General features: G+C 37.2%; 23 protein-coding genes. 2 read left to right on the plus strand and 21 right to left on the minus strand.

Features of this window, described 5'->3' with window-relative positions; all coding sequences use genetic code 11:
• Positions 1-76: 76 nt before the first annotated feature.
• Together rpmF and SPI61_RS02020 are read right to left on the minus strand one after the other, a co-directional pair.
• Positions 77-259, minus strand: a complete 183-nt coding sequence (rpmF, locus tag SPI61_RS02015; RefSeq protein WP_034545278.1) for a 50S ribosomal protein L32 — start codon at positions 257-259, stop codon at positions 77-79.
• Positions 260-329: 70 nt separating this feature from the next.
• Positions 330-1,523, minus strand: coding sequence for an acetate kinase (locus SPI61_RS02020; protein WP_321136473.1), 1,194 nt, complete (start codon positions 1,521-1,523; stop codon positions 330-332).
• Positions 1,524-1,677: 154 nt separating this feature from the next.
• On the opposite strand from SPI61_RS02020, the gene SPI61_RS02025 reads away from it, so the two are divergent.
• Positions 1,678-2,754, plus strand: coding sequence for a nucleotidyltransferase family protein (locus SPI61_RS02025; protein WP_321136474.1), 1,077 nt, complete (start codon positions 1,678-1,680; stop codon positions 2,752-2,754).
• A 14-nt stretch (positions 2,755-2,768) separates the two neighbouring features.
• Here the strand turns inward: SPI61_RS02025 and SPI61_RS02030 are convergent, their stop codons facing one another.
• The 15 genes from SPI61_RS02030 to SPI61_RS02100 all read right to left on the minus strand — a co-directional run bounded on the left by SPI61_RS02030 (position 2,769) and on the right by SPI61_RS02100 (position 18,664).
• Positions 2,769-5,204, minus strand: coding sequence for an ABC transporter permease (locus SPI61_RS02030; RefSeq protein WP_321136475.1), 2,436 nt, complete (start codon positions 5,202-5,204; stop codon positions 2,769-2,771).
• Positions 5,197-5,877, minus strand: coding sequence for an ABC transporter ATP-binding protein (locus SPI61_RS02035; RefSeq protein ID WP_321136476.1), 681 nt, complete (start codon positions 5,875-5,877; stop codon positions 5,197-5,199). Before SPI61_RS02035 ends, SPI61_RS02030 begins: the two co-directional genes overlap by 8 nt.
• Before the next feature lie 64 nt (positions 5,878-5,941).
• Positions 5,942-6,778: a HAMP domain-containing sensor histidine kinase gene (locus SPI61_RS02040; protein WP_321136477.1), complete on the minus strand. Its 837-nt coding sequence runs from the start codon at positions 6,776-6,778 to the stop codon at positions 5,942-5,944.
• A 1-nt stretch (position 6,779) separates the two neighbouring features.
• Positions 6,780-7,427, minus strand: a complete 648-nt coding sequence (locus SPI61_RS02045) for a response regulator transcription factor (RefSeq protein WP_321136478.1) — start codon at positions 7,425-7,427, stop codon at positions 6,780-6,782.
• 100 nt (positions 7,428-7,527) lie between these two features.
• Positions 7,528-9,201, minus strand: a complete 1,674-nt coding sequence (locus tag SPI61_RS02050; protein ID WP_321136479.1) for an ABC transporter substrate-binding protein — start codon at positions 9,199-9,201, stop codon at positions 7,528-7,530.
• A 22-nt stretch (positions 9,202-9,223) separates the two neighbouring features.
• Positions 9,224-10,192 (minus strand): ABC transporter ATP-binding protein, encoded by a 969-nt coding sequence (locus SPI61_RS02055; protein WP_321136480.1) that lies wholly within the window; start codon positions 10,190-10,192, stop codon positions 9,224-9,226.
• Entirely contained in the window at positions 10,185-11,156 is a 972-nt protein-coding gene (locus SPI61_RS02060; protein WP_321136481.1) for an ABC transporter ATP-binding protein, read from the minus strand. The genes SPI61_RS02055 and SPI61_RS02060 overlap by 8 nt, the downstream gene beginning before the upstream one ends.
• Entirely contained in the window at positions 11,149-11,961 is an 813-nt protein-coding gene (locus SPI61_RS02065; protein ID WP_311445477.1) for an ABC transporter permease, read from the minus strand. Before SPI61_RS02065 ends, SPI61_RS02060 begins: the two co-directional genes overlap by 8 nt.
• Position 11,962: 1 nt before the next feature.
• A complete protein-coding gene (locus SPI61_RS02070) occupies positions 11,963-12,928 on the minus strand; it encodes an ABC transporter permease (protein WP_321136482.1) in 966 nt (321 codons plus the stop codon).
• 171 nt (positions 12,929-13,099) lie between these two features.
• Entirely contained in the window at positions 13,100-13,570 is a 471-nt protein-coding gene (locus tag SPI61_RS02075) for an ATPase (RefSeq protein WP_321136483.1), read from the minus strand.
• Between the two features lie 4 nt (positions 13,571-13,574).
• Positions 13,575-14,057, minus strand: a complete 483-nt coding sequence (gene coaD / locus SPI61_RS02080) for a pantetheine-phosphate adenylyltransferase (RefSeq protein ID WP_321136640.1) — start codon at positions 14,055-14,057, stop codon at positions 13,575-13,577.
• Positions 14,026-14,589, minus strand: a complete 564-nt coding sequence (gene rsmD, locus SPI61_RS02085) for a 16S rRNA (guanine(966)-N(2))-methyltransferase RsmD (protein ID WP_321136484.1) — start codon at positions 14,587-14,589, stop codon at positions 14,026-14,028. The genes coaD and rsmD overlap by 32 nt, the downstream gene beginning before the upstream one ends.
• Positions 14,589-16,607 (minus strand): ATP-dependent DNA helicase RecG, encoded by a 2,019-nt coding sequence (gene recG, locus SPI61_RS02090; RefSeq protein WP_321136485.1) that lies wholly within the window; start codon positions 16,605-16,607, stop codon positions 14,589-14,591. The genes rsmD and recG overlap by 1 nt, the downstream gene beginning before the upstream one ends.
• Before the next feature lie 45 nt (positions 16,608-16,652).
• The gene (locus tag SPI61_RS02095; protein ID WP_321136486.1) at positions 16,653-18,299 is read right to left on the minus strand and encodes a DAK2 domain-containing protein; all 1,647 of its coding nucleotides are present in this window, start codon (positions 18,297-18,299) and stop codon (positions 16,653-16,655) included.
• An 8-nt stretch (positions 18,300-18,307) separates the two neighbouring features.
• Positions 18,308-18,664 (minus strand): Asp23/Gls24 family envelope stress response protein, encoded by a 357-nt coding sequence (locus SPI61_RS02100; RefSeq protein WP_321136487.1) that lies wholly within the window; start codon positions 18,662-18,664, stop codon positions 18,308-18,310.
• A 146-nt stretch (positions 18,665-18,810) separates the two neighbouring features.
• Between SPI61_RS02100 and rpmB the strand changes: the two genes are divergently transcribed.
• A complete protein-coding gene (rpmB, locus tag SPI61_RS02105; RefSeq protein WP_321136488.1) occupies positions 18,811-18,996 on the plus strand; it encodes a 50S ribosomal protein L28 in 186 nt (61 codons plus the stop codon).
• Positions 18,997-19,053: 57 nt separating this feature from the next.
• Here rpmB and SPI61_RS02110 read toward each other — a convergent pair whose 3' ends face one another.
• From SPI61_RS02110 to pknB, 4 genes are read right to left on the minus strand one after another with little or no spacing between them, the layout of a single operon-like run.
• Positions 19,054-19,698, minus strand: coding sequence for a thiamine diphosphokinase (locus tag SPI61_RS02110; RefSeq protein ID WP_321136489.1), 645 nt, complete (start codon positions 19,696-19,698; stop codon positions 19,054-19,056).
• The gene (rpe, locus tag SPI61_RS02115) at positions 19,688-20,344 is read right to left on the minus strand and encodes a ribulose-phosphate 3-epimerase (protein WP_321136490.1); all 657 of its coding nucleotides are present in this window, start codon (positions 20,342-20,344) and stop codon (positions 19,688-19,690) included. Before rpe ends, SPI61_RS02110 begins: the two co-directional genes overlap by 11 nt.
• Positions 20,338-21,204: a ribosome small subunit-dependent GTPase A gene (gene rsgA / locus SPI61_RS02120; protein WP_321136491.1), complete on the minus strand. Its 867-nt coding sequence runs from the start codon at positions 21,202-21,204 to the stop codon at positions 20,338-20,340. Before rsgA ends, rpe begins: the two co-directional genes overlap by 7 nt.
• Positions 21,204-23,327: a Stk1 family PASTA domain-containing Ser/Thr kinase gene (gene pknB, locus SPI61_RS02125; protein ID WP_321136492.1), complete on the minus strand. Its 2,124-nt coding sequence runs from the start codon at positions 23,325-23,327 to the stop codon at positions 21,204-21,206. Before pknB ends, rsgA begins: the two co-directional genes overlap by 1 nt.
• Between the last annotated feature and the right edge of the window lies 1 nt (position 23,328).

Genomic DNA, 23,328 nt, shown 5'->3' on the forward strand with positions numbered 1-23,328 from the left:
TATGATAAAAATCATATTATTTCAAGCGTAAAAAAGAGCCGTACTTTTAACATCAAAAGTAAGGCTCCCAAACAAATTATTGTTCTACTGTAATAACTTCTCTTTTATTGTAATATCCACAGTGTGGGCATACTCTATGCGGTCTCTTAGGTTCTCCGCATTCCGGGCATTTCATAACGCTAACTCTTGGAAGAGTGTAGGATGAAGCTCTTCTTTTGTTTTTTCTAGCTTTGCCCGTTCTTCTCTTAGGTACTGCCATAAATTACACCTCCTAAAAATTTATCAGTCAATAGGATATTATAAACTATTTTTTTGTATTTGTCAATAGTTTATTTATTTTCCGTAAGTCTTTTTGTATCTCTTGCAATCATAAGTTCTTCATTTGTAGGAATTGCCATTGCAATAACCTTTGAATCGTCTGTGCTTATGATAGCGTCTTTGCCTCTGACATTGTTCTTTTCTTTATCGACTTTAACGCCCATAAATTCGAGTTTCGAAAGAATTTGTTCTCTCATTTCGATTGAGTTTTCACCAACACCTGCTGTGAATACTATTACATCAACGCCGCCCATTTGTGTTGCGTATGCGCCGATATATTTTCTTACACGGTTAGCAAATTGATTTAGAGCGATTTCTGCTCTCTTGTTTTTGCCAACTTCAGCTTCGATGTCTCTGAAGTCTGATGAAATGCCTGAAAGAGCTAAAACACCGCTCTTTTTATTCATAACATTGTCCATTTCCTTTGGAGAAAGTCCTTCTTTTTCCATAATGAATGTAACAATTGCAGGGTCCATATCTCCACATCTTGTTCCCATACATACGCCTTCAAGCGGTGTGAGACCCATTGATGTGTCGATAACCTTGCCGTGGTCAACAGCAGCCATTGAGCTTCCGTTTCCAAGGTGGCATGTGATGATTCTTAAATCTTCACGTTTTTTGCCGAGCATTTCAGCAGCTCTCATCGAAACAAAATTGTGGCTTGTTCCGTGGAAGCCGTATCTTCTAACCTTGTATTTTTCATAATATTCATAAGGAAGAGCGTATAAATAATTTTCTTCCGGCATTGTTTGGTGGAAAGCTGTATCAAAAACTACAACATTCGGTACTTCAGGCATCAAACCTTGAATAGCTTCAATTCCCATAAGGTTTGCAGGATTGTGGAGCGGTGCAAGTGCGAAACATTCTTTGATTTCTTGTAAAACCTTGTCGTCTACAACAACTGAATCATTGAACTTTTCACCACCGTGAACAACTCTGTGTCCAACAGCATTGATTTCCTTCAAATCGGAAATTGCTCCGTGTTCTTTGTTTAAAAGTTCGTCCAAAACGAGTTTCAAAGCAACTCTGTGGTCCTTCATTTCAGTTTCAGTTACAAACTTTTCTCCGTCTTTCTTGTGTGTCAATTTCGAGCCTTCAATCCCGATTCTTTCAACTAATCCGCTTGCCAAAACATCTTCGTTTGCCATATCGATCAATTGATATTTTAAACTTGAGCTTCCGCAATTAATTACTAAAATTTTCATTTAAACACCCTTTCTTTATTTGAAATTAATCTCTCATATAATGATATACCAATTGTGATGAAAAATCAAGTGAAATAACGAAAAATAAACATTTTTTATAAATTTGCAATTAATTTATTTCAATTATATAATTATATGTGAAAGAGAGGATATTATGACGACACTTGGAATTGTTGCGGAGTTCAATCCGACGACCGATGGACACAAGTACATAATAAAAAAAGCACGCGAACAGTTTCCGGACGCCACAATTGTCGCAATCATGAGCGGCGACTACACGGTGCGCGGTGAATTTGCGATTTTTGACAAATGGACACGTGCGAAGTCTGCAGTTGACGCCGGAGTTGACATCGTTCTCGAACTTCCGGCAATCTACTCTTTAAACGGTGCGACAGTGTTTTCAAAAGAATCCGTTCGAATATTATCCGACACCGGAATCATTGACCTAATCTTTTTCGGCGCCGAACACGCCGACAAAAACTTTTTATCCGGTGCCGCAAAATTTACTTCGAAAAAAAGAAAGTCGCTTGAAAAGTTTGACGACAAAATCTCATACAACATGTTTCTTCGAGAAGAAATTCGAGAAAAATTCGGGATATATCCCGAAAGTAACGACTTGCTTGCGATAGAATATATCGAAAATCTTCCGAAAGAAATCGGATTCTTTCCGATAGAACGCGTTGTGAGCAACTACAACAGCACAGAACTTACCGGTTTTAGCGCAAGTCCGATACGTGAAAAGATAAAGTCGGAAGGCGGAATGCTTTTTAATGCAAACGACAAAATCTTTTCGTCGATTTTGATTGCCGCAATAAACGGAGACTTCGAAAATCTGGACGACTCCGATATCGCCCGCATAAGAACCGCCGCGTTTACTTCAAAAAATTTCGACGAATTTATCGAAAACGCATACCACAAAAGACTCTCACGCTCCCGCATAAAGAGGGAAACTTTAAAGGCGGTAATCGGAATGAAAAACAGCGACTATATAAACCACAAGACCACAAAATTCATTCGCCCTCTCGCCGCAAGCGAAAAAGGCATCGAAAAACTTTTGGAAATAAAGAATAAAGACGCGCTGATATTGAAGTATTCGGACATAAAAAAAGTTCCCGAAAAATCTCGAGAACTCTTTTATCTAAACGAAAAATTCACAGAAATCTACCACGCGTTCTATGACCGCAAGCGTTATACTGACAGAACGAGAAATATTTTCACAAACGAAGCCTGATAAAATCGGGCTTTTTATTCTTCTTTTATAATTTCTATAATAGGTTTTTGTAGAATTTTTCGAAGAGTTATATTATAAATAAAAATATTTATTACATAAACGAGCACTGACGAGATTAAGAATTCTAAATAACCAAATTCTTTGAGTAAAATTTTGAAATTAAATTTTTCCGAGAGTGATGACAAAATAAACATAAACACAAACGTTGCAACAACTGCAATTACAAACGATTTTATCTCCTCCGCAATAAATTCCTTTCTTAATAGCGTGTGAATCATTTTCTTATCCATTCCGCACGAATAAAGACTTCCTATTTCCCTCTCTCTACTCAAAAGACTGAGATTGATTGATGAATATGCGTTTGTGATATTTAAAACGATTATTATCGCTGAGATTACAAGTACAATAAGTTTAAACAATTGCGTAGACTTTTCCTGCTTTTCCTGAATTTCCATTCCGATTTCATAATTATAGCTCTCGCCTTTTGACAAGTTTTCATCAATTGTCTTCGAAATAAATGAATCAAGATTTTCAGAATTTAAATCATTTGTGTGTAGCCTCAGCACAAACGACGAACCTCCATACCTCGGCTCACTTTCTTCTCCAAACAGTTTAAAATATTCCTCAAAATTCGTATATATTAAAATTCCATAAGGTCTAAAATATGTTTCAAAGTCTTTTCTGTCACTTATAATACCGTCAATATGAATTTTCTTCTCCTCGCCATTATAAAGTTTTATTGAAAGTTCATCCGGCTCATCTATATACGAAACCATTTTTGCCTTGTAGTTCGGCTCATACATATCCGTCTGCACATTGTTAAAGAGTAAAATTTTACCCTTCTCTCCGCCCAACTTTTTAAATGCATAGTCATCAAGTGCAATTACATATCCGTCGAGCGATTCTTTTTCTTTAGATTTCATATATTTTTTGAGATTTTTATCCACATTTTTCGAGATAGCCTCATCCGATAAATCAAAATCGTATTTCACTGAGACGTATTTCTTTTTCGAAATATAACTCTTGTCATTTTGAACTCCATTAATGATTTTTTCAAAAACGGGCGGAATTTGATTTTTCCGACTATAATATTGTACCAAAATATTGTAACCGTCATCGTAAAAGTAGTAATCATTAAAATATAAGTTAATTGATAATGCAACAATGAAAAATGAAATTATTATAATCCCGATTGACGAAATATATCTTTGCGATTTTAAATTTGCCCTATTATTTTTACTTAGCTCCGACCAAATGTTTTCGCTTCTTCTCTTTTTAGATTCTTTGTAATCTATATTTCCTTTTATGCCGTCGATTATATTGATTTTAGACACTTTTCGTGCAGGAGAAATTATCGAAAGCAAAACCACAATAAATGAAATCGCAAGAATAACAACACTCAAAACTGCGTTAAATTCCACTTTTATAAATATTGAAGGCGCATCAACTCCGCGTATATATTTAAACAAAAAGATAATTCCAATAAAACCTATAATATGTCCGATTAATATCGGAATTATAGATATAAAAACCGCTTCCTTCGAAAGCATTTTATAGATTTGAAAATCCGTCGAGCCAATTGACTTATAGACAGAGAGTTCTTTTATTTTTTTGATTGCCCAAACCTTAAAAAGATTTCTTATAAAAAATACAAACAAAATTATTGTTACTAAAATAATGAATATTGTTACAATTTTTGATGCGATTTTTGTTGTGAAATCTCTGTCCGCGCTGTAATAATGCACAAGTGATTGGTTAAACCTTACACTCTCTGTTCGACCCAATACTTCATCTATATTTGACTCAATTGATTGACTGTTCTTATATGCATGCACAAAATCCTTGAATTTTAAAACCGGCACAAGACTCATATTTACATCCGGCATCATAAGTCCATAGGCGATTTTTGAATTTTTATTATATTGATTCTCATATATGCCGACAAGTTTTAAACTTTTCGTAAACTCGGTTTTAAAAGTTTCATTTTTTATAACTGCGTCTATCGGATTTATCGCTTCTCCGTTTATAATTCTTTTTCCAAAACTTATTTCGACTGTGTCACCTATTTTTAAATTATTGCTTTCACACACATCTTTTGAAAGCAAAATTTCATCCGTATTTTTCGGAAACTCCCCATCCAATAAATATGAAAATTCATGCATATTTATCGCATCTTGATCTTCATAAGAAATTGCAATCCTTGAGTCATTAATTAACGCTGAAGTATTTTCCGGGAGCACTCCACCTGCTAAAACCACATTTTCTACGTTGTTCAATTTTTTTATTTCTTCCGGCGTGAGCTTTTCTCCAATTTCGGCATGATAATAGTTATCTGAAAGCACTAATTTTTTGTTAGAATTTATATTTGAATATCCTTGATAAAATATAAATGTTATGAACGCGCTCATTATAAGTAGAGATATAAAAATCGGGAAATTCTTTTTATTCATTAATCTCATCTCCCGCTATTTTCCCGTCGACAATAGTTATGATTCTATCAGATTCAAGTGCCACACTTTCGTCATGTGTAACAAGAATTATTGTTTGATTCGAAGTGTGATTGAAATATTTAAGAATTTCAATTATTTCATTTGAGTTTTTGCGATCCAGATTTCCCGTTGGTTCATCCAATAGTAAAAGCGACGGTTCGTAAATCAAACTTCTTGCAATTGCAACCCTTTGATTTTGACCACCCGAAAGTTCGCTTGGAAAGTTGTTTAGCTTTTTTGAAATTCCAAGTTTGTTCACAATGTCATCGAAAAGCTCCGTATTTACCCGTCTTCCATCAAGTATAAGCGGCAGCTCAATGTTGTGTTTCACAGTCAAATTTGGAATTAGATTGTAAAACTGATAAACGATACCGACCTTTCTCCTTCGGAATAGCGCAAGCTCCTTTGAGTTGTAATTGGAAATATCAGTTCCTTCAATATAAATCTTTCCTTCGTTTGGACGATCCACCCCTCCAATTAAATGTAGGAGAGTCGACTTACCGGAACCACTCGGTCCAACAACTGCAATGAACTCCCCTCTTTCGATCGAAAAACTAACATCATCTACAGCATTTACAAGATTTTCCCCTTTGCCATACATCTTTTTTAAATTTTCTATTTTTAATATTTCCATAGAATTCTCCTTTCACTAACCCAATCTTACATAATGAAAGTGACTTTTCTGTGACAAGTGAAAATCATTTATAAAATTTCATCGAAAAAATCGCACCTTTTTCTCCATTCTTTACAGAAATTGTGCCGTTGTTTTTTTCGACAATTGTCTTCGCCATATTAAGTCCGATTCCGAAACCGCTTGAATCAGGTGATTTATAAAAACGTCGAAAAATCTTCTTAAATTCCGTATTATCTATTCCCCCACCGTCATCTTCAATACAAATCTCAACATAAATCGGATTTTCGGAGCTTGAAATTATAATCTCTGACGATTTTTCAGAAGCATTTTTTAAAATATTTATCACAGCTTCACTAATCCAATAAAAATCGCCGGTAAACGACTTGCAATTATAACTTTCTACTATTTTCATACTGTCATCCGATAAGTTCAAAATATCAAACGCATATTGAAATATCTCGGCAATATTAAGTTTTTCTTTCTTCATCTCTGTCAAATTTGCATCGAGACTCGAGAGTTTTAGAAGTATATCCGAAAGTGAATTTAGTCTTTTAAGACCATCGGAAATACTTGAAACATTGACACCATCTTTTTTTATAAATTCCAAATCAATAAGCATTGATGTTATCGGCGTTTTTATTTGATGTGCAATATTCTCGAAATTTTCAACTTGACTTTTAGATAATCGTTTTATATTTTCCCGCTCCTCGACATTTTTCAAAAACAACTTGTAAATACTGTCTTCCAAAATCGAGAAATTATCTTGCTTCATCGGAGTATAATATTCTCCATTGTTAAAATTTTCAATCATTAAAACCATTTCTTCAATTCTTTTATTTTCTCGCTTTTTCATAAAAAAATAGCAAATAACTATTGAAATCGGTATTAAAAAATAAATCATATTATTCCATCCTGTATCCAATTCCTCGAATAGTTGTAATAAGATCTTTCGAAGTTTTATCTCGAATTCGCTTTATTGTCGTCGTCAATGTGTTGTCGTTTACAAACTGCTCATTGTCTTCCCAAAAAATCTGAAGAAGATGCTCTCGTGTAAATATTCTGTTCGGATTTTTTATAAAAAGCGAAATCACGCCATATTCAAGAGCAGTCAAATTCACTGGACTGTTTTTATAATAAACTGTCCCTTCATCCATGTTCATTTTTAAATCTTTAAAAATAATATTCTCATCGCTAACACAAACAGTTCTTAAAGTTGCGTCAACTCTCGCCCTCAAAACATTTAAATCAAACGGTTTTGTTATATAATCATCAACCCCATTATCAAGAGCTTCAGCAATAAAATTTGAATCATTTTTTACAGTAGTAATTATAATTCTAATATCCCGTTCTTTAAAATACTTAATCAATTCATCTCCCTTTCCATCGGGAAGATTTATATCAAGTAGCGCAAGATCGATTGAAGCATCAGTTTTTTCATAAACTTCATCAATTGACGATGCCACGATAATATTAAAATTGTGTTCGCTCAAAAACATTGAAAGTCTTTTTAAAATATCCTTCTCATCTTCAACTATTAAAATCTTTCTCATAAAATTCCTCGCTAATTTTTTATAGTATATTTATTATATCATAAAAATTTCCACAACAAAAAAGACACAAGAGCGAAAACTCTCGTGTCCTTAAATTAAATTATTTTTTCAAGCTTTCGTCGATCCAAACTTGTGAGAATTCAGATTCTGAAACTTCTTCTCTTGCTTCGTCAGCAGGTGAGCCTTTGACGTAGTTTTTGATTGGATATTGAGTTCCTCTGTCCCAGAAAAATACGACCGGAAGGTCTTCTCTAAGGATTTCTTGAACTCTCTTGTAGTGAACTGCTCTGTCTTCCAAAGTTGTTGCAGTGTTTCCTGCATTTAATTCTTTGTCCATTTCTTCGCTTGAATAGTTACCATAGTTCATCGGTCCGCCTGTTTGGAATCTTGATCCCATTGAAGCGATGTCCGGTCCTTGGTATCCGCCCAATACTGTGAGTTCAAAGTCTTTCTTTTCGAGAACTTTTTCGTCATATGTCGGGTCGTCCATTCCGTTGTGTGTAAGCTTGATTCCGATTTCTTTCAATTGGTCGGCAAGCACAACACAGAAGTCGTCCCATCCCGGGAATGTATCGATAGTTGTTTCGAAGTAGTATCCGTCTGCATCTTTTGTGTAACCTGCTTCTTCGATGAGCTTCATAGCCTTTTCAACATCTCTGTCCGGGCTCTTTACGTCTTCGTTTAATGCCCATTTGTATTCAGGTGGAATGAAGTAGTTTGAAATTGCACCTTGGGATTTGTAAACTTTCTTGAAGATGTCTTCTCTGTCGATTCCGTAAAGAATAGCTTCTCTGAGTTTAGGGTCAGTGAATTTTCCGCTTTCCATGTTGAAGCAGATATATGATTTGTTCGGCCATGTCTTTGGAACAAGTCTGAATTTTTCATCTTGTTCGAGTTTAGGAAGTTCTTCAGCCGGTGCACCTGCCATTGAGTGGTCAGTTTCATTGTTTAACCAAGCTTGGTATTGTGTGTTTCCATCAGGAATAATTCTGTATACAAGTTTATCTACATATGGTCCCTTGCCGAAGAAATCAGGGTTCTTTTCAAGTGTTACAGATTCGCCTTCAACTTGTTCAACGAATTTGAACGGTCCTGTTCCAATCGGTGATTGGTTTGCAGGATTTTCTAGCCAATCTGTGCCGTCGTAAATGTGTTTCGGCATGATATATGTTCCAACCCATGCAATATATCCAAGTAGACCTGCATTCGGTTCTTCGAGTTTGAATTCAACAGTGTTATTGTCGATTACGTTTACTTCTTTAACATCTGACAATGAGTTTGAAGCAAACCCTTTTTCGCTCATAATTTTGTCAAATGTCCATTTTACGTCGTCTGCTGAGAAATCAACGCCGTCGTGCCATTTTACATTTTCACGTAAGTGGAAAATCAAAGTTTTTCCATCGTCTTTGTATTCATAGCTTTCAGCCAAATCAGGAATAATTTCATTGTTTCCGTTGATTTTAAGCAATTTATTAAATACGTTTTGGATGATTTGGTATGCAGCATCGTCAGCAGTTGCACACGGGTTATATTGACCCGGTTCTCTTGCCATACTTATAACGAAAGTACCGCCTTCTTGAATACCGTCCGCAGGTTTTTCGTCCTTTGCAGCATCTGTGTCATCTTTTGATTCGTCTGTGTTTTGTTCTGTTGTATCTTCTGTTGTTTTAGGTGCATCATTTTTGTTTTCTTCAGCCGGTTTTTTACAGCCGATTGCAAATGTTGCAACCATGATTAGAGATAAAAGAACTGCTAAAAATTTGTTAAATCTCATAAAATCCTCCTTGAAATTTAAATTATATATATCTGTTTTCAGGATTGAAACAGCTTATATAGTGATCTTTTTCTATTTCGATAAATTCCGGATATTCTCTCCTGCATTTCTCAAGTGAACAGTAGCATCTGGATTCGAAATAGCAACCCGGGCCCGTGCCAATCGGTTTTGGCACTTCCCCTTTAAGTTTTATCCTATCAATTTTATGTGTCGGGTCAATTGAGCCGACGTGCGAAATAAGAGCCTTCGTGTATGGGTGCGACGGATTATTTATAACCATTTCCGTCGGTCCATATTCAACAATTTTGCCAAGATACATGACAACGAGTTTTTGAACCAAAAATTGTGTCGTCGGAATATCGTGGCTTATATAAAACATCGAAACATTCATCTCGTCTCTGATGTCTATCAACATATTAATTATATCCGCCCGAATTGAAACGTCGAGCATGCTTACCGGTTCGTCAGCAATGATTACATTCGGTTTTAATAGCATCGAGCGCACAATAGAAATTCTTTGCAGCTGTCCACCCGAAAGTTCGCGCGGATATCTCTTTAGAAAATCGTCCGGATTTTTAAAACCCGCCTTTGAAAGACCCGCTCTTATAATGTCCAGCCTCTCGTTTTTATTTTGTCCAATTTTGTGTATTTTAAGTGGGGACAAAAGAATTTCTTCAATTTTCATTTTGCTGTCGAAAACATCGTACGGATTTTGAAAAATCATTTGAAGGTTGCGTCTAAATTTAAGTTTATCTTTTCTCAACCACTCTTCGACGGATTTATCTTTGTATAAAATCTCGCCTTCAGTCGGAGTATTAAGCCCGATAATGAGCTTTGCAAGTGTTGATTTTCCGCATCCCGACTCGCCTATTACTCCGACGATCTCCCCTTCTTTTATCGAAAGGTCGACGCCGTCAAGTGCTTTTAACATCCCGTCTTTTGTCTTATAGTGCTTTTTTAAATTGCGTACTTTTATAATGTCTTTATTCATCTAAAACACCCTCAGCCAAAAAACATGCAACACTTCTGTCGCCGTGACGAACGAGTGCCGGCGTATTCAATCTGCAACTTTCTTTTCTGTATGGACATCTGTCATAAAAAACGCAACCTTGATACTCACTTTTTAAATCCGGAAGTCCGCCTTTGATTGATTTCAAATATTTCGCCTCGTCATTCATCTTCGGATAACTCTCAAGAAGAAGCTTCGTATACGGATGCAATGGATTCAAAAAAACCTCGCCGACTTTCCCCTCTTCTAAAATAAGTCCGCCATACATTACAATAACCCTCTCTGTCGAAGAGCTGACAACCGAAACGTCGTGCGTTATCATTACGCGTGTCATATCTCTGTCTTTTTCAAGAAGCTTTATCTCATCCAAAATTCGTCCTTCCGTTATTATATCAAGTGCAGTTGTCGCTTCGTCCATTACGAGAAATTTCGGATTTAAAAGAATCGCAGATGAAATCGCAACTCTTTGCATCATGCCGCCCGAGAGTTCATGCGGATACATATTAAAAACATTTTCCGTCAAATTTACTTTTTTAAAAGTTTTTAAAATCTGCTCTTTCGCTTCTTTTTTATTTTTTGTCGGGCCGTTCGCCGTGTAAATCGAAATGAGTTGTTTTCCGATTTTGTGAACCGGACTTAAAAAATTCATCGCCTGTTGAAATACAATTGAAAAATCCGTCCATCTATATTTTCTAAACTCCGATTCTTTTAAATCATTTAGATTTACTCCCTCGTAAATCACGTCTCCCGTGACTTTTGCATCTGCCCCGAGGAGTCTTAAAATCGCCATTACAAGCGTTGTCTTTCCCGAGCCCGACTCGCCCACAATGCCGTAGGACGTGTTTTCCATAAAGTCAAGATTTACGTCGCGGACAGCGTGAACGTCGCCTTCACTTGATTTGTAATAGACATTAAAATTTCTAACTTTTAAAAGGATATCATTCATTTGATTCGTCCACCAACATTTTATTTATTCCATTTGCAATCATTGAAAATCCAACGACAACAAACACGAGAAATAGTCCTGCAAAAGTTGTAATCCACCAAGCATTTGTCAAATATGCGCGACCGTTGTAAATAAGTTGCCCCCAACTCACTATCGTTCTGTCGCCAAGACCCAAAAACGAAAGCGAAGCTTCGTATAGAATCGCCGACGAAATCGAAAGCGTTGCATTGACAACTATAGGAAAAATTCCGTGCGGAAGAATGTGTCTGAAAATTATATTGAAGTCACTCTCTCCCATACAGATGCTCGAATTTATAAAGTCACGCTCCTTTATGCTCATGGTTTGCGCTCTCATCATTCGCGCCGTTCCCATCCAACTTGTAAGAGCGATGACGATGACCACATTTCGAATTCCCGAGCCGTAAAACGACACGCACAAAATTATCAAAAAAAATGTAGGTATCATAAGAAATATATTTATTATTTCCGATACAACTTTGTCAAAAAGTCCGCCGTAATATCCGGTGATTGCACCGATTGTTATCCCGATTAATGTCGAGATGATTGCGGCGGTAATTCCGACATATAGAGATGCCCTCGTGCCGTAAATCGCCATACTGAAAACGTCTCGCCCCAGATTGTCCGTTCCGAAATAATATTCTCTTCCCGGAGGAGTCAAAAGGTCGTCCGTCAAAGTCATCGGATCATGCGTTGCAATGAACGGAGCAAAAATCGCCACTAGAATCGTTATAAAAATCATTGTCGTTCCGATTATAAATTCCGGTTTTTTTAATAGCTTTTTCATATCACTTCGTCCTTATCCTCGGGTCAACAATTGCATATAAAACATCTGTAAAAATTGTAAATACAATAACCGAAATTGAAATCATAAGATAGAGTCCGTTTAAAACCATATAGTCGCGTCCGTTTATTGAGTCGATTATAAGTCGCCCCATTCCCGGCCACGAGAACACAATTTCAATTAGAGCCGCGCCGCTTATCGTGAATGCAAGTGACATGCTGAAAGTGGTCAGTATAGGAATGAGCGAATTTTTCATAACATATTTTCTAAAAATTTCGCCTTCCGATAGTCCCGCTGCTCTAAATGTCTTTAAGAATCCCATATTCATAGTGTTTATAACAGATGCTCTTGCAATTCTGAAATAAATAGGCGTTTGAATTAATACAATAGTAAGAATCGGAAGCGTCATGTGATAGAGTAAATCTAAAAACTTCCTGAAGCCTGTGTAGCTTTCCCTGATGTTGTACATTCCCGAAGTCGGAAACCAACCGAGTTTAGAAGAAAAAATCATAATCATTATCATTGCAAGCCAAAAACCCGGAATCGCATCCATAATATATGAAATATAATTCATGGATTTATCGAGTATACTGTTCTTCCGTCTCCCGATATATAGGCCCATAAAGCCTCCAATTATCGCCGAAAGTATATTCGACGTAAGAGAAAGCATGAGCGTTGGTGCTATGCGTTTCTTTATAACTTCGAGAACCGGCAAATTGTTTCGATATGAAAAACCGAAATCGCCTTTTGTCATATTTTTAATATAATTTACAAATTGTACGCCAACCGGTTTGTCAAGTCCATACTTTGCAGTCAAATGTTCGATTTGTTCAGGATTTGGATTTTCCTTTCCTGCAACTATTCTCATTGGCGTGCCCGGTGCGAGTCTAATTAAAAAAAATGTGAGAATGAAAGAGAAAGATATGGTCACAAAACCCATTAGAAATTTTGATAATACATATTTTTTCATTTCACACCTCACATTTTATAGAATATATTAATGATATAAATGTCACTATTATAATAACATTCTTATAAATTCATTGCAACTAAATACAATTAAATATTTAAAATTGTAACCAATTGTAACTAATAGTGCATAAAAAAAGCTCGATTTAAATCGAGCAATAATATTGTATGTCTATTGATTATTTCTTTTGATTTCCGAAGCCATCTCTGCAAGTTGACGACGGTTGTCATTTAAAGTATCAATGACTTTATTTAGATTTTCTTGAGTGCCGTTTAAAATTTTGTCGGTATACTCAATTGAGCCCATCGTAATTTGAACGGATTTTTCAGTTGCAGCTTGAATTATTTGTGCCGCTTGTTTCTTAGCTTCAATCAAAACGCTTTCTTCCGAAAGGAGTCGACCGAGTTCAACTTTTGCGTCATTTATAACTTTGTCTGCATCCATTCTTGCTTCATTAAGTATTCTTTCTCTTTCGCCCTTAATCCACGTTGCTTGTTTGATATCATCAGGCAATTTAAGCCTTAAATCACTCAAAAGTTCGAGAATTTCTTCTCTCCCGACTGCAACTTTGTTACTGAAAAATGCAGGTTTTGCGCCCTCAACTAAATCTTCAATGGAATCTATAATTTCTAAAACATCCATTTAGCTACCTCCTCTTTATTTTTGCCTCTACTTCACTTATAACAAAATCCGGAACCATTCCGGTCAAATCGCCGCCAAATGTTGCGATTTCTTTCACCAAACTTGAACTCAAAAATGAATATTTCGAGTTTGAAACCATAAACAGCGTCTCCGTGTCACCCTTCAACTTTTTATTCGCAAGTGCCATCTGTAATTCGTATTCATAGTCGGATACTGCTCTCAATCCTCTAAAAATGATTTTTGCCCCGATTTTTTCCGCATAATCAATAAGCAAACCGCTGAAAGGTTCAACCTTAACATTCGGTATATCTTCTGTAACTTTCTTCAAGAGATTTATTCTTTCCTCAACGGTAAAAGTCGGTTTCTTAGAAGGATTTGTAAGCACCGCGACATATAAAGTATCTGTGAGTTTTGCCGCCCTTTGTATAATATCTATATGCCCGTTTGTAACAGGATCAAAACTCCCCGGATAAACTGCTATCATAATTACCTCCGATAATTAAAACTTTTCTCTTTCCATACACACGCTCTTTTATTATATTCACATTGGAAATTGAAAAATCTTTGACCGTTTCAATAATAATTTCCGTGCCTATTTTTATTATATCAGATTTATCAATAATATTAAACACTTCAAGCAAAAAATTTTTTTCATCATATGGCGGATCGAGATAAATATAATCAAACCTCTCTCCCCGTAGTCTTGAAAGTGCTGTGTTTGCGCTTGATTTGATTACCTTCGCTTCGTCCGTGTGCTTTGTTTTTTCAAGATTTTGTTTTATTGATTTTATCGCCTTTATATTGTTGTCCACAAAAACCGCACTCTTTGCCCCGCGGGATAAAAATTCAATCCCAATTTGCCCCGAGCCGGCAAAGAGATCCAAAACGTTCGAATCCGGTTTTATCGGACCAATCAAATTAAAAATATTTTCTTTTAACATGTCGTCCGTCGGTCGTGTCGTCATTCCCTCCGGCGCAACAAGCTTTGTTCCTCTGTTCTTTCCTGAAATTACTCTCATTAATTCAGTACACCGCTTTCTATTTTTCCAAGCAATAGCTCCGCATTGTTTTTAAGCTCCGTCACTTCCGCTTCGCTTGCATTTTTTATATATTCATCGAAATCATTTTTCGCTCTCATTACAATATTTAAATCCGTTTCAAAATCCAGAAATTTAAATTTTTGCGCACCGCTTTGCCTTAGACCCAAAATTTCACCGGGACCTCTTTGCTTCAAATCCTCCATCGCAATATAGAATCCGTCGTTACTTCTTTCAATTGTCTTAAGCCTTGCGTATGTTTCGTCATTTTTTGCATTGTGAGCGATAATACATGTGCTTTTAAATTGTCCACGCCCCACACGTCCTCTAAGCTGATGGAGCTGTGCAAGACCGAATCTCTCGCCGTTCATAATTACAATTGTCGTTGCATTCGGAACGTCAATCCCGACTTCGATAACGGTTGTCGAGACGAGAACATCGATTAAACCGTCTTTAAAATCGGTCATAATTTTCTCTTTTTCTTCGTCGCCCGTTCGCCCCGTCAAAAGTGCAACATTTTTACCGCTGAATTCATCTTTTAATCTCTCGTATAACTCCGTCGCCGAATTTAAATCCGACTTCTCGCTCTCCTCGATAAGCGGACAAACATAGTACGCTTGTCTGCCGTTTTGGAGTTCGCGCCGAACAAAACCGTTTATGCTGTTCATTTCTTTTTCCGTCAACACATATGTGTCAATTTTTTGTCTTCCTTCCGGCATCGTCTTTATCTCCGAAATGTCCATATCGCCATAAAGAATGATGGAAAGACTTCTCGGAATCGGAGTTGCACTCATAACAAGAACATTTGTACCGTTTCCCTTTTCAATCAAATTGTTTCGTTGGTTAACTCCGAAACGATGTTGCTCGTCGATAATAACAGAGCCCAAGTCCTTGAAATTTATATCCTCGTTTAAAAGAGAATGCGTGCCGACCAAAATGTCTATGTTTCCGTTTTGCACCTCTTCATAAATTCGCTCTTTGTCTTTTTTCTTTGTCTTCGAAATTAAAAGCTCGCAGTTCATATTAAATTTATCTGCGAAAGTTTTCAGCTTCTCGTAGTTTTGAACTGCAAGAAGCGTTGTCGGCGCCATAAAAGCAACTTGCTTTCCCCCGGCGACCGTCTTTATCGCCATATATTGTCCGACAACCGTCTTTCCCGAACCGACGTCGCCTTGAAGCAGTCGATTCATCGAATAGTCCGCTTCCAAATCGCGTTTGATGTCGACAATCGCATCCTTTTGTCCATCGGTCAAAAGAAATGGCAGCCCCCTTAGAAAATCGCGTTCTTCACTTGTGTCCCTTATAACTTTACCCTTTGATTTTTTTGTAAAGCTGAAATTTGAATATTTCATCACATTTAACAAGAACGCCTCGACATATGCCATCGACTTTATCGCATAGTTTGCCTTTTCAATGTCTTCCGGGAAGTGTATCATTCGAAGAAGCGCTTTAATACTCAAAAAATTATATTTTTTTACAATTTCATCCGGCAAAAGTTTTATATCCGTAAAATTGTCGAGCGCTGTTTTTATCGAATCTCGAAGAATCTTGTTTGTGATTGCGGCATTAAGCGGATAAATCGGAACTATAACTCCAAGGTCTTTGCCCTTCACTTGCGAAAAAATCGGATTTGAAAAACTCACTCTGTTGTTGTAAATACTCGGCTTTCCAAAAATATAATACGAAAGACCCTTTTTAAAATAGGAAACAGCAAAGCTTTGGTTGAAGAAAACAATTTCAACCGGTCTCTCGCCGTCCGTCGCATTGTACGAAACCATCGTCATATTGTTTGCCGTCTTTCGTCTCGCCGGACCCGCAACAATTTTTAAATGCACAAGTTGTTTCTTATCAAAATCCAAATCCTTTACACGCACAAGAGTTTTTCTGTCCTCATAATAGTTCGGAGAATAAAATACCAAATCGTTTATATCGGTAATATTTAATTTTCGGAAGCCCTCAAGTCTTTTCGGACCAATTTTTTTTATGTCTTTAAGTTCCAAAAAATCTCTCCATATTAAAAATAAAGAGCCTAAAACGGCCCTTTATTATTCAATGCTTATCAAATAATAGTAAACTTGTTGATTACCCATTAAGCCTTCAATCGTAATGTCATCAAATTCATTTTCAAGTTTTTCTATAATTTCATCCATTTGAACTTCGGTCACTTCTTCACCTGCGTAGAGTGTGACGATGGATGTGTCTTCATCGATTCCCTTCTTTAAAGTTTCAAGAATTGTATCATATATATCGTCGCTTGAAGAGACAATATCCGATTCCAAAATTCCCATATAATCGCCTTGATTTATCTTTTTACCTGAAACGGTCGTATCTCTCACAGCATATGTGATTGAGCCGCTCTTAACAGCTTTTATTGATTCGTTTAGAGTTTCAATCGCATCGTCAAGATCCAAATCAAAATCGAAATTTATCATTGCTGAAATTCCTTGCGGAATCGTCTTTGTCGGAATCACTATAACATTTTTATCCGAAAATTCAGCCGCTTTTTCAGCTGTCAAAACAATGTTTGAATTGTTTGGAAGCACAAAAATATTCTTTGCATTAACCTTGTCGATTTTTTTCGTCAAATCTTCAACGCTCGGGTTCATTGTTTGTCCGCCCGAAACTATTTCGTCGACTTCAAAATCTTTGAACACATTCATGATGCCTTCGCCCGAAGCGACTGCAACAAAACCGTATTCCTTTTGCGGTGCTTTTTCTTCTTCCGCTTGCAAAGCTTCGTATTTCTTTTGTTGTTCCTCTTCATGCGCACGTCTTACTTCCGCATTTTGCAGTCTCATATTGTCGGACTTGATTCCGGTTAAGTATCCCCTTTCGAGTGCAAGCTCAAGAGCTTTTCCCGGATGGTTCGTATGAACGTGAACTTTTATAATATCTTCAACTTTAACACAAACAAGGCTGTCCCCAAATTTCAAAAGTTCTTCCTTGAGCGTGTCGGCGTCATGTTGATCTGTGTTGTCGGTGTGAATAATAAATTCCGTACAATAGCCGAATTTGATGTTTTCGTCAAACACAACTTCCTGTGTCTTTGTTTCTACAACTTCAGCCGTATATTGAACTTCTTCGCCCTTTAAACCGTCAATCGCTCCGCGCAGCAAAACAAGAAGTCCCTTTCCGCCCGAGTCCACAACTCCCGCTTCTTTTAAAACAGGAAGCATTTCCGGAGTCTTTTCAAGCGCTCTTTCACCTTCAGCATAAATCGCTTCAAGATATTCGATTGGGTCACTGAATTTGCTTTGGTTTGAAACGGCAAAAGCGGACATATATCTTACAACGCTTAAAATCGTTCCTTCAGTCGGCTTCATAACCGCCTTGTATGCAATTTCCTTTGAAGATTCGAATCCGCGTTTAATTGCTTTCACGTCGAGTTCTTTGAAATCTTCAACTCCCATATAAAATCCTCTGAGAATTTGCGAAAGAATAACGCCCGAGTTTCCTCTCGCTCCCATAAGAGCACCTTTACTGAGAGCACGTGCAAGTTCTCCGCAGTGGTTTGTTTCTTCAGCCAAAGCATAATTGCCCGCTGATTTTATTGTAAGAAACATATTAATGCCCGTGTCTCCGTCAGGAACCGGAAATACATTGAGGGCATTAACCATATCTTTATTTACATCCAAATTTTTAATGGCACTTTTTATCGCATTACGCATCATGCCTACATCAATATTAGTCATGCCGCCTCCTACTTATTGGTTCTTATTCCTTGAACGATAAGATTTATTTCACTTACCTTGAGTCCGGTATATTTTTCAACATTGAAACGAACTTTTTCTTTAAGATTGTCCGCAACAACGGAAATATTTACTCCGTATTGCGTTATGATATATATATCCAAAGACAAATCTTCCTCTTCGGAATTAACCTTTATTCCTTTTGTAAGATTGTCTGATTTTAACATTTCGAGAAATCCGTCTGCGGCATTTTTTGCAGCCATTCCGACTATCCCGTATGTTTCCATAACGCTCAAACCTGAAATAGTTGCTATAGCATTGTCTGATATAGTTATTGAACCGAATTCAGTTCTTTTTGTAGCAGTCATATTATTAATTCTCCTTTTTTGTTAATTCTATTATCATTATACATCATTTTTTTTTAGTTATCAAGTAAAAAAATTCCAAAAACACTTGATTTACATTAATATTTGTTGTAAAATATATATGTTAATCATAAGGAGGTGTATTACCAATGGCACAAGTATGTGAAATTTGCGGAAAAGGTAAAATGTTTGGCAAAAAAGTAAGCCACTCTCACAGACATTCAGCAAAATCTTGGGCTCCTAACTTAAGAAGAGTAAGAATTGTTGAAGACGGAACTCCTAAGAGAATAAAAGTCTGCGCAAGCTGTCTTAAAAAAGCGAACCAAGATGCATAAAATTAACCCATAGAAATGGTTTTATGAAAAATTATTTCTACGGGTCTTTTTTATATATTATTGAATTTTCTCTTCAATCGGTTCTATCACAACCAAAACGGGATTTCCCTTGACCATGATATAGCCCTCATCAACCGTGTAGTTGCTAAGTGTAAGCGTACTGCCACGGTTTATTTTTTTGTCCTTTAAATTCCACCTAAAGCCCTTCATGCTAATCGTCGTGTCGTCGTCATAAAAAGGAACGACAGAAACTTCGAGCCCTTTCGGAATATTTATAACTTCATTGTTTGAAAGAAAGTCACATCGCGTTGAAGCCTCTCTTATGGAAACTCTTTTGCCGCTTTGCTTGAGTTTAAGAAAGAGTCCCAAATTAAAAAGCTCGTGCGAAAGTCTGCCGCCCAAAACACCAGTGAAATCGATTCTGTCGAAATCTTTTTTGAGCAAATAGTCTATTGCAAGCTCAAGATCCGAAAAATCTTTTTCAACCGGATACTCTATAGATTCCTTCGACTTGAAATGCTCCCTCACATCTTTGTCTAAAGAATCGAAGTCGCCGATACATAAATCAAACTCCATATCCGTGCCGTAAAAAGCTTCGGCGCCCTTGTCGCACGCAATCACAAAGTCATAGTCGGCGATGATTTTTTTGATATATTTTTTTGAAAAACCTGATGCTCCGACAACAAGTGCTTTATTTGCCATTTAAAATGTCCTTGAAGTCTTGATAGTTTTTGTTGAAGTCGCCCTTTAAAAGAGATGAACCGCTGACCACAATGTCCGCGCCTGCATCAACAACATCTTTTAGATTATTCACGCCGATACCGCCGTCAACTTCGATTTTTGTTTCAAGTCCGGCATTAACAATCATGCTTTTAATCTTTTCTATTTTCTTTAATTGCGACGCGATAAATTTTTGTCCGCCAAATCCCGGATTCACACTCATAACAAGAACCATGTCCGCGACTTCAAGCACATATTTAATCGCTTCTTCGTATGTTGCCGGATTTAATGCAACGCCCGACTTCATCCCGAGTTTTCGAATTTGCGACAAATCGCGTTCAAGATGAGTTGACGCTTCCGAATGAATTGTGAGATATTCGACTCCGATTTTTTGATAAACCTCAAAATATCTGTTCGGTTCCATAATCATCAAATGCGCATCCATACCCACATTTGAAATCTTTTTAATATGCTCCAAAATCATCGGGCCGTAGCTGATGTTCGGAACAAACATTCCATCCATAACGTCCATATGAAACAAATCAATTCCGGCACTTTCCATCATCTTAATATCATTTTCCAGATTGAGAAAATCTGCGCTCAATATACTTGGTGCAATTCTTACCATTTTTCTTTCCTCTCCTTCAATTCTTTAAATAATCTCAAGTAACTTTCATATCTCATTTTGCTGATCTCTCCATCTTCCAACGCTTGTTTTACTCTACATCCCGGTTCGTTTATATGGGTGCAGGTGTTAAATCTGCATTCGTTTTTATATTTTTGAAACTCCGGAAAAAAATCCGAAAGCATTTCACCGTCGTCCAAAGTTTCAAGTTCGAGCGTTGAAAAACCCGGCGTGTCAATCAAATAAAAATCTTCAATCGGGAAAATCTCAACCTGTCTTGTGGTGTGTTTTCCGCGTCCCAATTTTTTACTTATAATATTTGTTTCCTGCACATCATATCCGTGCAAATTGTTTAAGAAAGTGCTCTTGCCGACGCCGCTGTTTCCAACAAGAAGAACCGTCTTTTCGCTCAAATATTCGAAAATCTCATCGTAGCTGTTATTTTCAATTCGCCCCAAAAAAGTTTTTATGCCTATAGAATTATATTCATCGTACAACTCGCTCGCAAGCTCTTCGTTCAAATCCGCCTTTGTGACGAGAAGTATCGGGTGCGCATTTTGTTTAAAAGCATAAACAGTCAACTTGTCAATCAGATACCTGTCAAATCGCGGTTCATCAATCGATTGAACTATGAGAAATATGTCGATATTCGCCGCTTTCGGTCTTATGAATTCGTTTCTTCTATCCGCAACTTTTATAATCGTGTTGTTTTCGGTGGACTCGTTATAATAAACAACGTCGCCCACCAAAAGCTTTCCGACTTTTTTTATTTTCCCGGGACTGTGAAGAACAACTTCTTCGCGCTCTTCGTCAATCCCTGTAAAAATTCCACCTGAAACACTTTTAATAATAGCTTTTTTCATTATCTTTGTTGAACCGTAAATGTTTCCGCAAATTCGTCATTTATATAAAGTTCCAAAATTTCACCGACCGGTTGATCCTTAAGATTTATATATGCGACCTCTTCGTCTTTTGAGAAAGTGTTTTCATAAACCGTTTCACGATTGCCGTCGACAACCTTTACAAGTTTTACAACGCTTTCAGCTACATCTGACGGAAGTGGAACAGCAACGCTGAACTTGGTTGTGCTTACTTGAGGTTTTTCCGGTTCCGCCGGCTTGTCCTCAGGTTTGTTTTCCTCGAGTTGCGCCTCGTTCGGTTTTTCTTCCGGATTTTCTTCATTCTCTTCCGGCTTTTCTTCCGGTCCCTTTGAAACGTTAAGTTCAATAGTGTCTCCATTTTCAAAAGTTTGATTTGATTCAATCGATTGAGACAAAACTCTGTCCTTTTCCGTCTCTTCGGAAGCTACATAAACGGCATCTTTAACAATAAGTCCCTTTTCTTCAAGCATCTTCTTGGCATCGTCGAAATTCATCCCCAAAACATTCGGCACAAGATTTTCTTCTGCACCCTTTCCGTTTGAAATTGAAAGATAGAGTGTATCCCCTTCCGTAATCGACGAACCCGCAATCGGGTTTTGTGCCAATATTGTGTTTTCTTCCGAATCATCGTCGACATAATCAACTTCGATTTTTAAGCCGAGTTCTTTTACCTTGGATTCGATTTCTTCGAGTTTCATTCCGACGTACGAATCGAGCTTCGTCGCCTTTGAATCCACATTTAAAACTACATAAACAGTGCTGTTTTGTTTTACACTCATTCCTGATTGCGGATCTTGACTTAAAACTCCGTATGGCTTTGAGGAATCTGTCGTTTCGCTCTTTACTTCGAATTTAAGTCCCATATCTTGAACAGCTTTTCTTGCTTCCGCTTCGGTCTTTCCGATTAAATTCGGAAGTGCGATTTCTTGAACGATTGAATCTTTTTGAATTTGTTTTAGTTTAGTAAATCCGAGATAAAGTCCCGTCGTCAAAACGAATGCCGCTAAAACACCCAAGACTATTGGAATTATGCCCAGTTTCTTTTTCTTGCCGTAATCGTCATAGTCGTCGTAATAATCGTCGTCATCGTCATCATAGTAATCATCATCGTCGAAATCATCGTCATCATAATCGTCATCGTCGTAGTAGTCGTCGTTTTTATTTATTTTCACTTTTTTATTCTTTTGAACCATCTTGTCAATCTCCGCAGTCGGAATAACTCTCGTTTGGTCGAGCGAATCGTCAATCACATCGCTCGGCACAAAAGTTCTCTTTGAACCGGCAGTGCTTTTTAAATCCGTGATTATTTCTTCGACGTTTTGATATCTTTCCGCTTGTTTTTTCATAGTGCACTTCAAGACAACTCTTTCCACGCCTTCTGAAATATCTTCGTTCAATTCTCCCGGTGGTGTTATATCTTCTTGAATATGCTTCATCGCAATCGTGACCGGATTCTCGCCGACAAACGGACGTTTACCGGTTAACATTTCATAAAACACAATGCCGAATGAATATATGTCCGTCCTTTGGTCTGTAAATGCGCCACGTGCTTGTTCAGGGCTGAAATAGTGAACCGAGCCGATCGCATCCATCGTAGTTGTCATCGTATGGTTAGAAGTTGCCCTTGCAATTCCGAAGTCCGTCACCTTGACGATGCCGCTTTTTGAAATCATAATATTGTGCGGCTTTATATCTCTGTGAATAACTCCGTGGCTGTGAGCTTCTTTAAGCGCTTCCAAGATTTGAAGTGCAATGTCCACAGCCTCTTCTTCAGGTATAAATCCCTTTTTCTCGATGAGTTCCTTGAGCGTGATTCCGTCGATATATTCCATAACAATGAAATATACCGGCTTTCCGTCAAGCTCAATCTCGTGAAAATCATAAATACCTACAATATTTGGATGATTTAACTTTGCCGCAGACTGACATTCCATCATGAACTTCTTTACAAATTCTTCATCCTCAGCATATTCGCTTTTAAGAACTTTTATTGCAACCAATCTGTCCAGCGTGTGGCATTTTGCCTTATAAACAGTTGCCATACCGCCTTCGCCGATTTGCTCCAAAATTTCATATCTATTAAGTAAAATAGTACCAATTTCCATA

The sequence above is a fragment of the Ezakiella sp. genome (assembly GCF_034180565.1).
Taxonomy (GTDB): Bacteria; Bacillota; Clostridia; order Tissierellales; family Peptoniphilaceae; genus Ezakiella.

Bases quoted from the DNA above. Each gene is read 5' to 3' on its own strand.
- rpmF (WP_034545278.1), bottom strand. From the start codon at position 259: ATGGCAGTACCTAAGAGAAGAACGGGCAAAGCTAGAAAAAACAAAAGA.
- SPI61_RS02020 (WP_321136473.1), bottom strand. From the start codon at position 1,523: ATGAAAATTTTAGTAATTAATTGCGGAAGCTCAAGTTTAAAATATCAA.
- SPI61_RS02025 (WP_321136474.1), top strand. From the start codon at position 1,678: ATGACGACACTTGGAATTGTTGCGGAGTTCAATCCGACGACCGATGGA.
- SPI61_RS02030 (WP_321136475.1), bottom strand. From the start codon at position 5,204: ATGAATAAAAAGAATTTCCCGATTTTTATATCTCTACTTATAATGAGC.
- SPI61_RS02035 (WP_321136476.1), bottom strand. From the start codon at position 5,877: ATGGAAATATTAAAAATAGAAAATTTAAAAAAGATGTATGGCAAAGGG.
- SPI61_RS02040 (WP_321136477.1), bottom strand. From the start codon at position 6,778: ATGATTTATTTTTTAATACCGATTTCAATAGTTATTTGCTATTTTTTT.
- SPI61_RS02045 (WP_321136478.1), bottom strand. From the start codon at position 7,427: ATGAGAAAGATTTTAATAGTTGAAGATGAGAAGGATATTTTAAAAAGA.
- SPI61_RS02050 (WP_321136479.1), bottom strand. From the start codon at position 9,201: ATGAGATTTAACAAATTTTTAGCAGTTCTTTTATCTCTAATCATGGTT.
- SPI61_RS02055 (WP_321136480.1), bottom strand. From the start codon at position 10,192: ATGAATAAAGACATTATAAAAGTACGCAATTTAAAAAAGCACTATAAG.
- SPI61_RS02060 (WP_321136481.1), bottom strand. From the start codon at position 11,156: ATGAATGATATCCTTTTAAAAGTTAGAAATTTTAATGTCTATTACAAA.
- SPI61_RS02065 (WP_311445477.1), bottom strand. From the start codon at position 11,961: ATGAAAAAGCTATTAAAAAAACCGGAATTTATAATCGGAACGACAATG.
- SPI61_RS02070 (WP_321136482.1), bottom strand. From the start codon at position 12,928: ATGAAAAAATATGTATTATCAAAATTTCTAATGGGTTTTGTGACCATA.
- SPI61_RS02075 (WP_321136483.1), bottom strand. From the start codon at position 13,570: ATGGATGTTTTAGAAATTATAGATTCCATTGAAGATTTAGTTGAGGGC.
- rsmD (WP_321136484.1), bottom strand. From the start codon at position 14,589: ATGAGAGTAATTTCAGGAAAGAACAGAGGAACAAAGCTTGTTGCGCCG.
- SPI61_RS02095 (WP_321136486.1), bottom strand. From the start codon at position 18,299: ATGACTAATATTGATGTAGGCATGATGCGTAATGCGATAAAAAGTGCC.
- SPI61_RS02100 (WP_321136487.1), bottom strand. From the start codon at position 18,664: ATGACTGCTACAAAAAGAACTGAATTCGGTTCAATAACTATATCAGAC.
- rpmB (WP_321136488.1), top strand. From the start codon at position 18,811: ATGGCACAAGTATGTGAAATTTGCGGAAAAGGTAAAATGTTTGGCAAA.
- SPI61_RS02110 (WP_321136489.1), bottom strand. From the start codon at position 19,698: ATGGCAAATAAAGCACTTGTTGTCGGAGCATCAGGTTTTTCAAAAAAA.
- rpe (WP_321136490.1), bottom strand. From the start codon at position 20,344: ATGGTAAGAATTGCACCAAGTATATTGAGCGCAGATTTTCTCAATCTG.
- rsgA (WP_321136491.1), bottom strand. From the start codon at position 21,204: ATGAAAAAAGCTATTATTAAAAGTGTTTCAGGTGGAATTTTTACAGGG.
- pknB (WP_321136492.1), bottom strand. From the start codon at position 23,327: ATGGAAATTGGTACTATTTTACTTAATAGATATGAAATTTTGGAGCAA.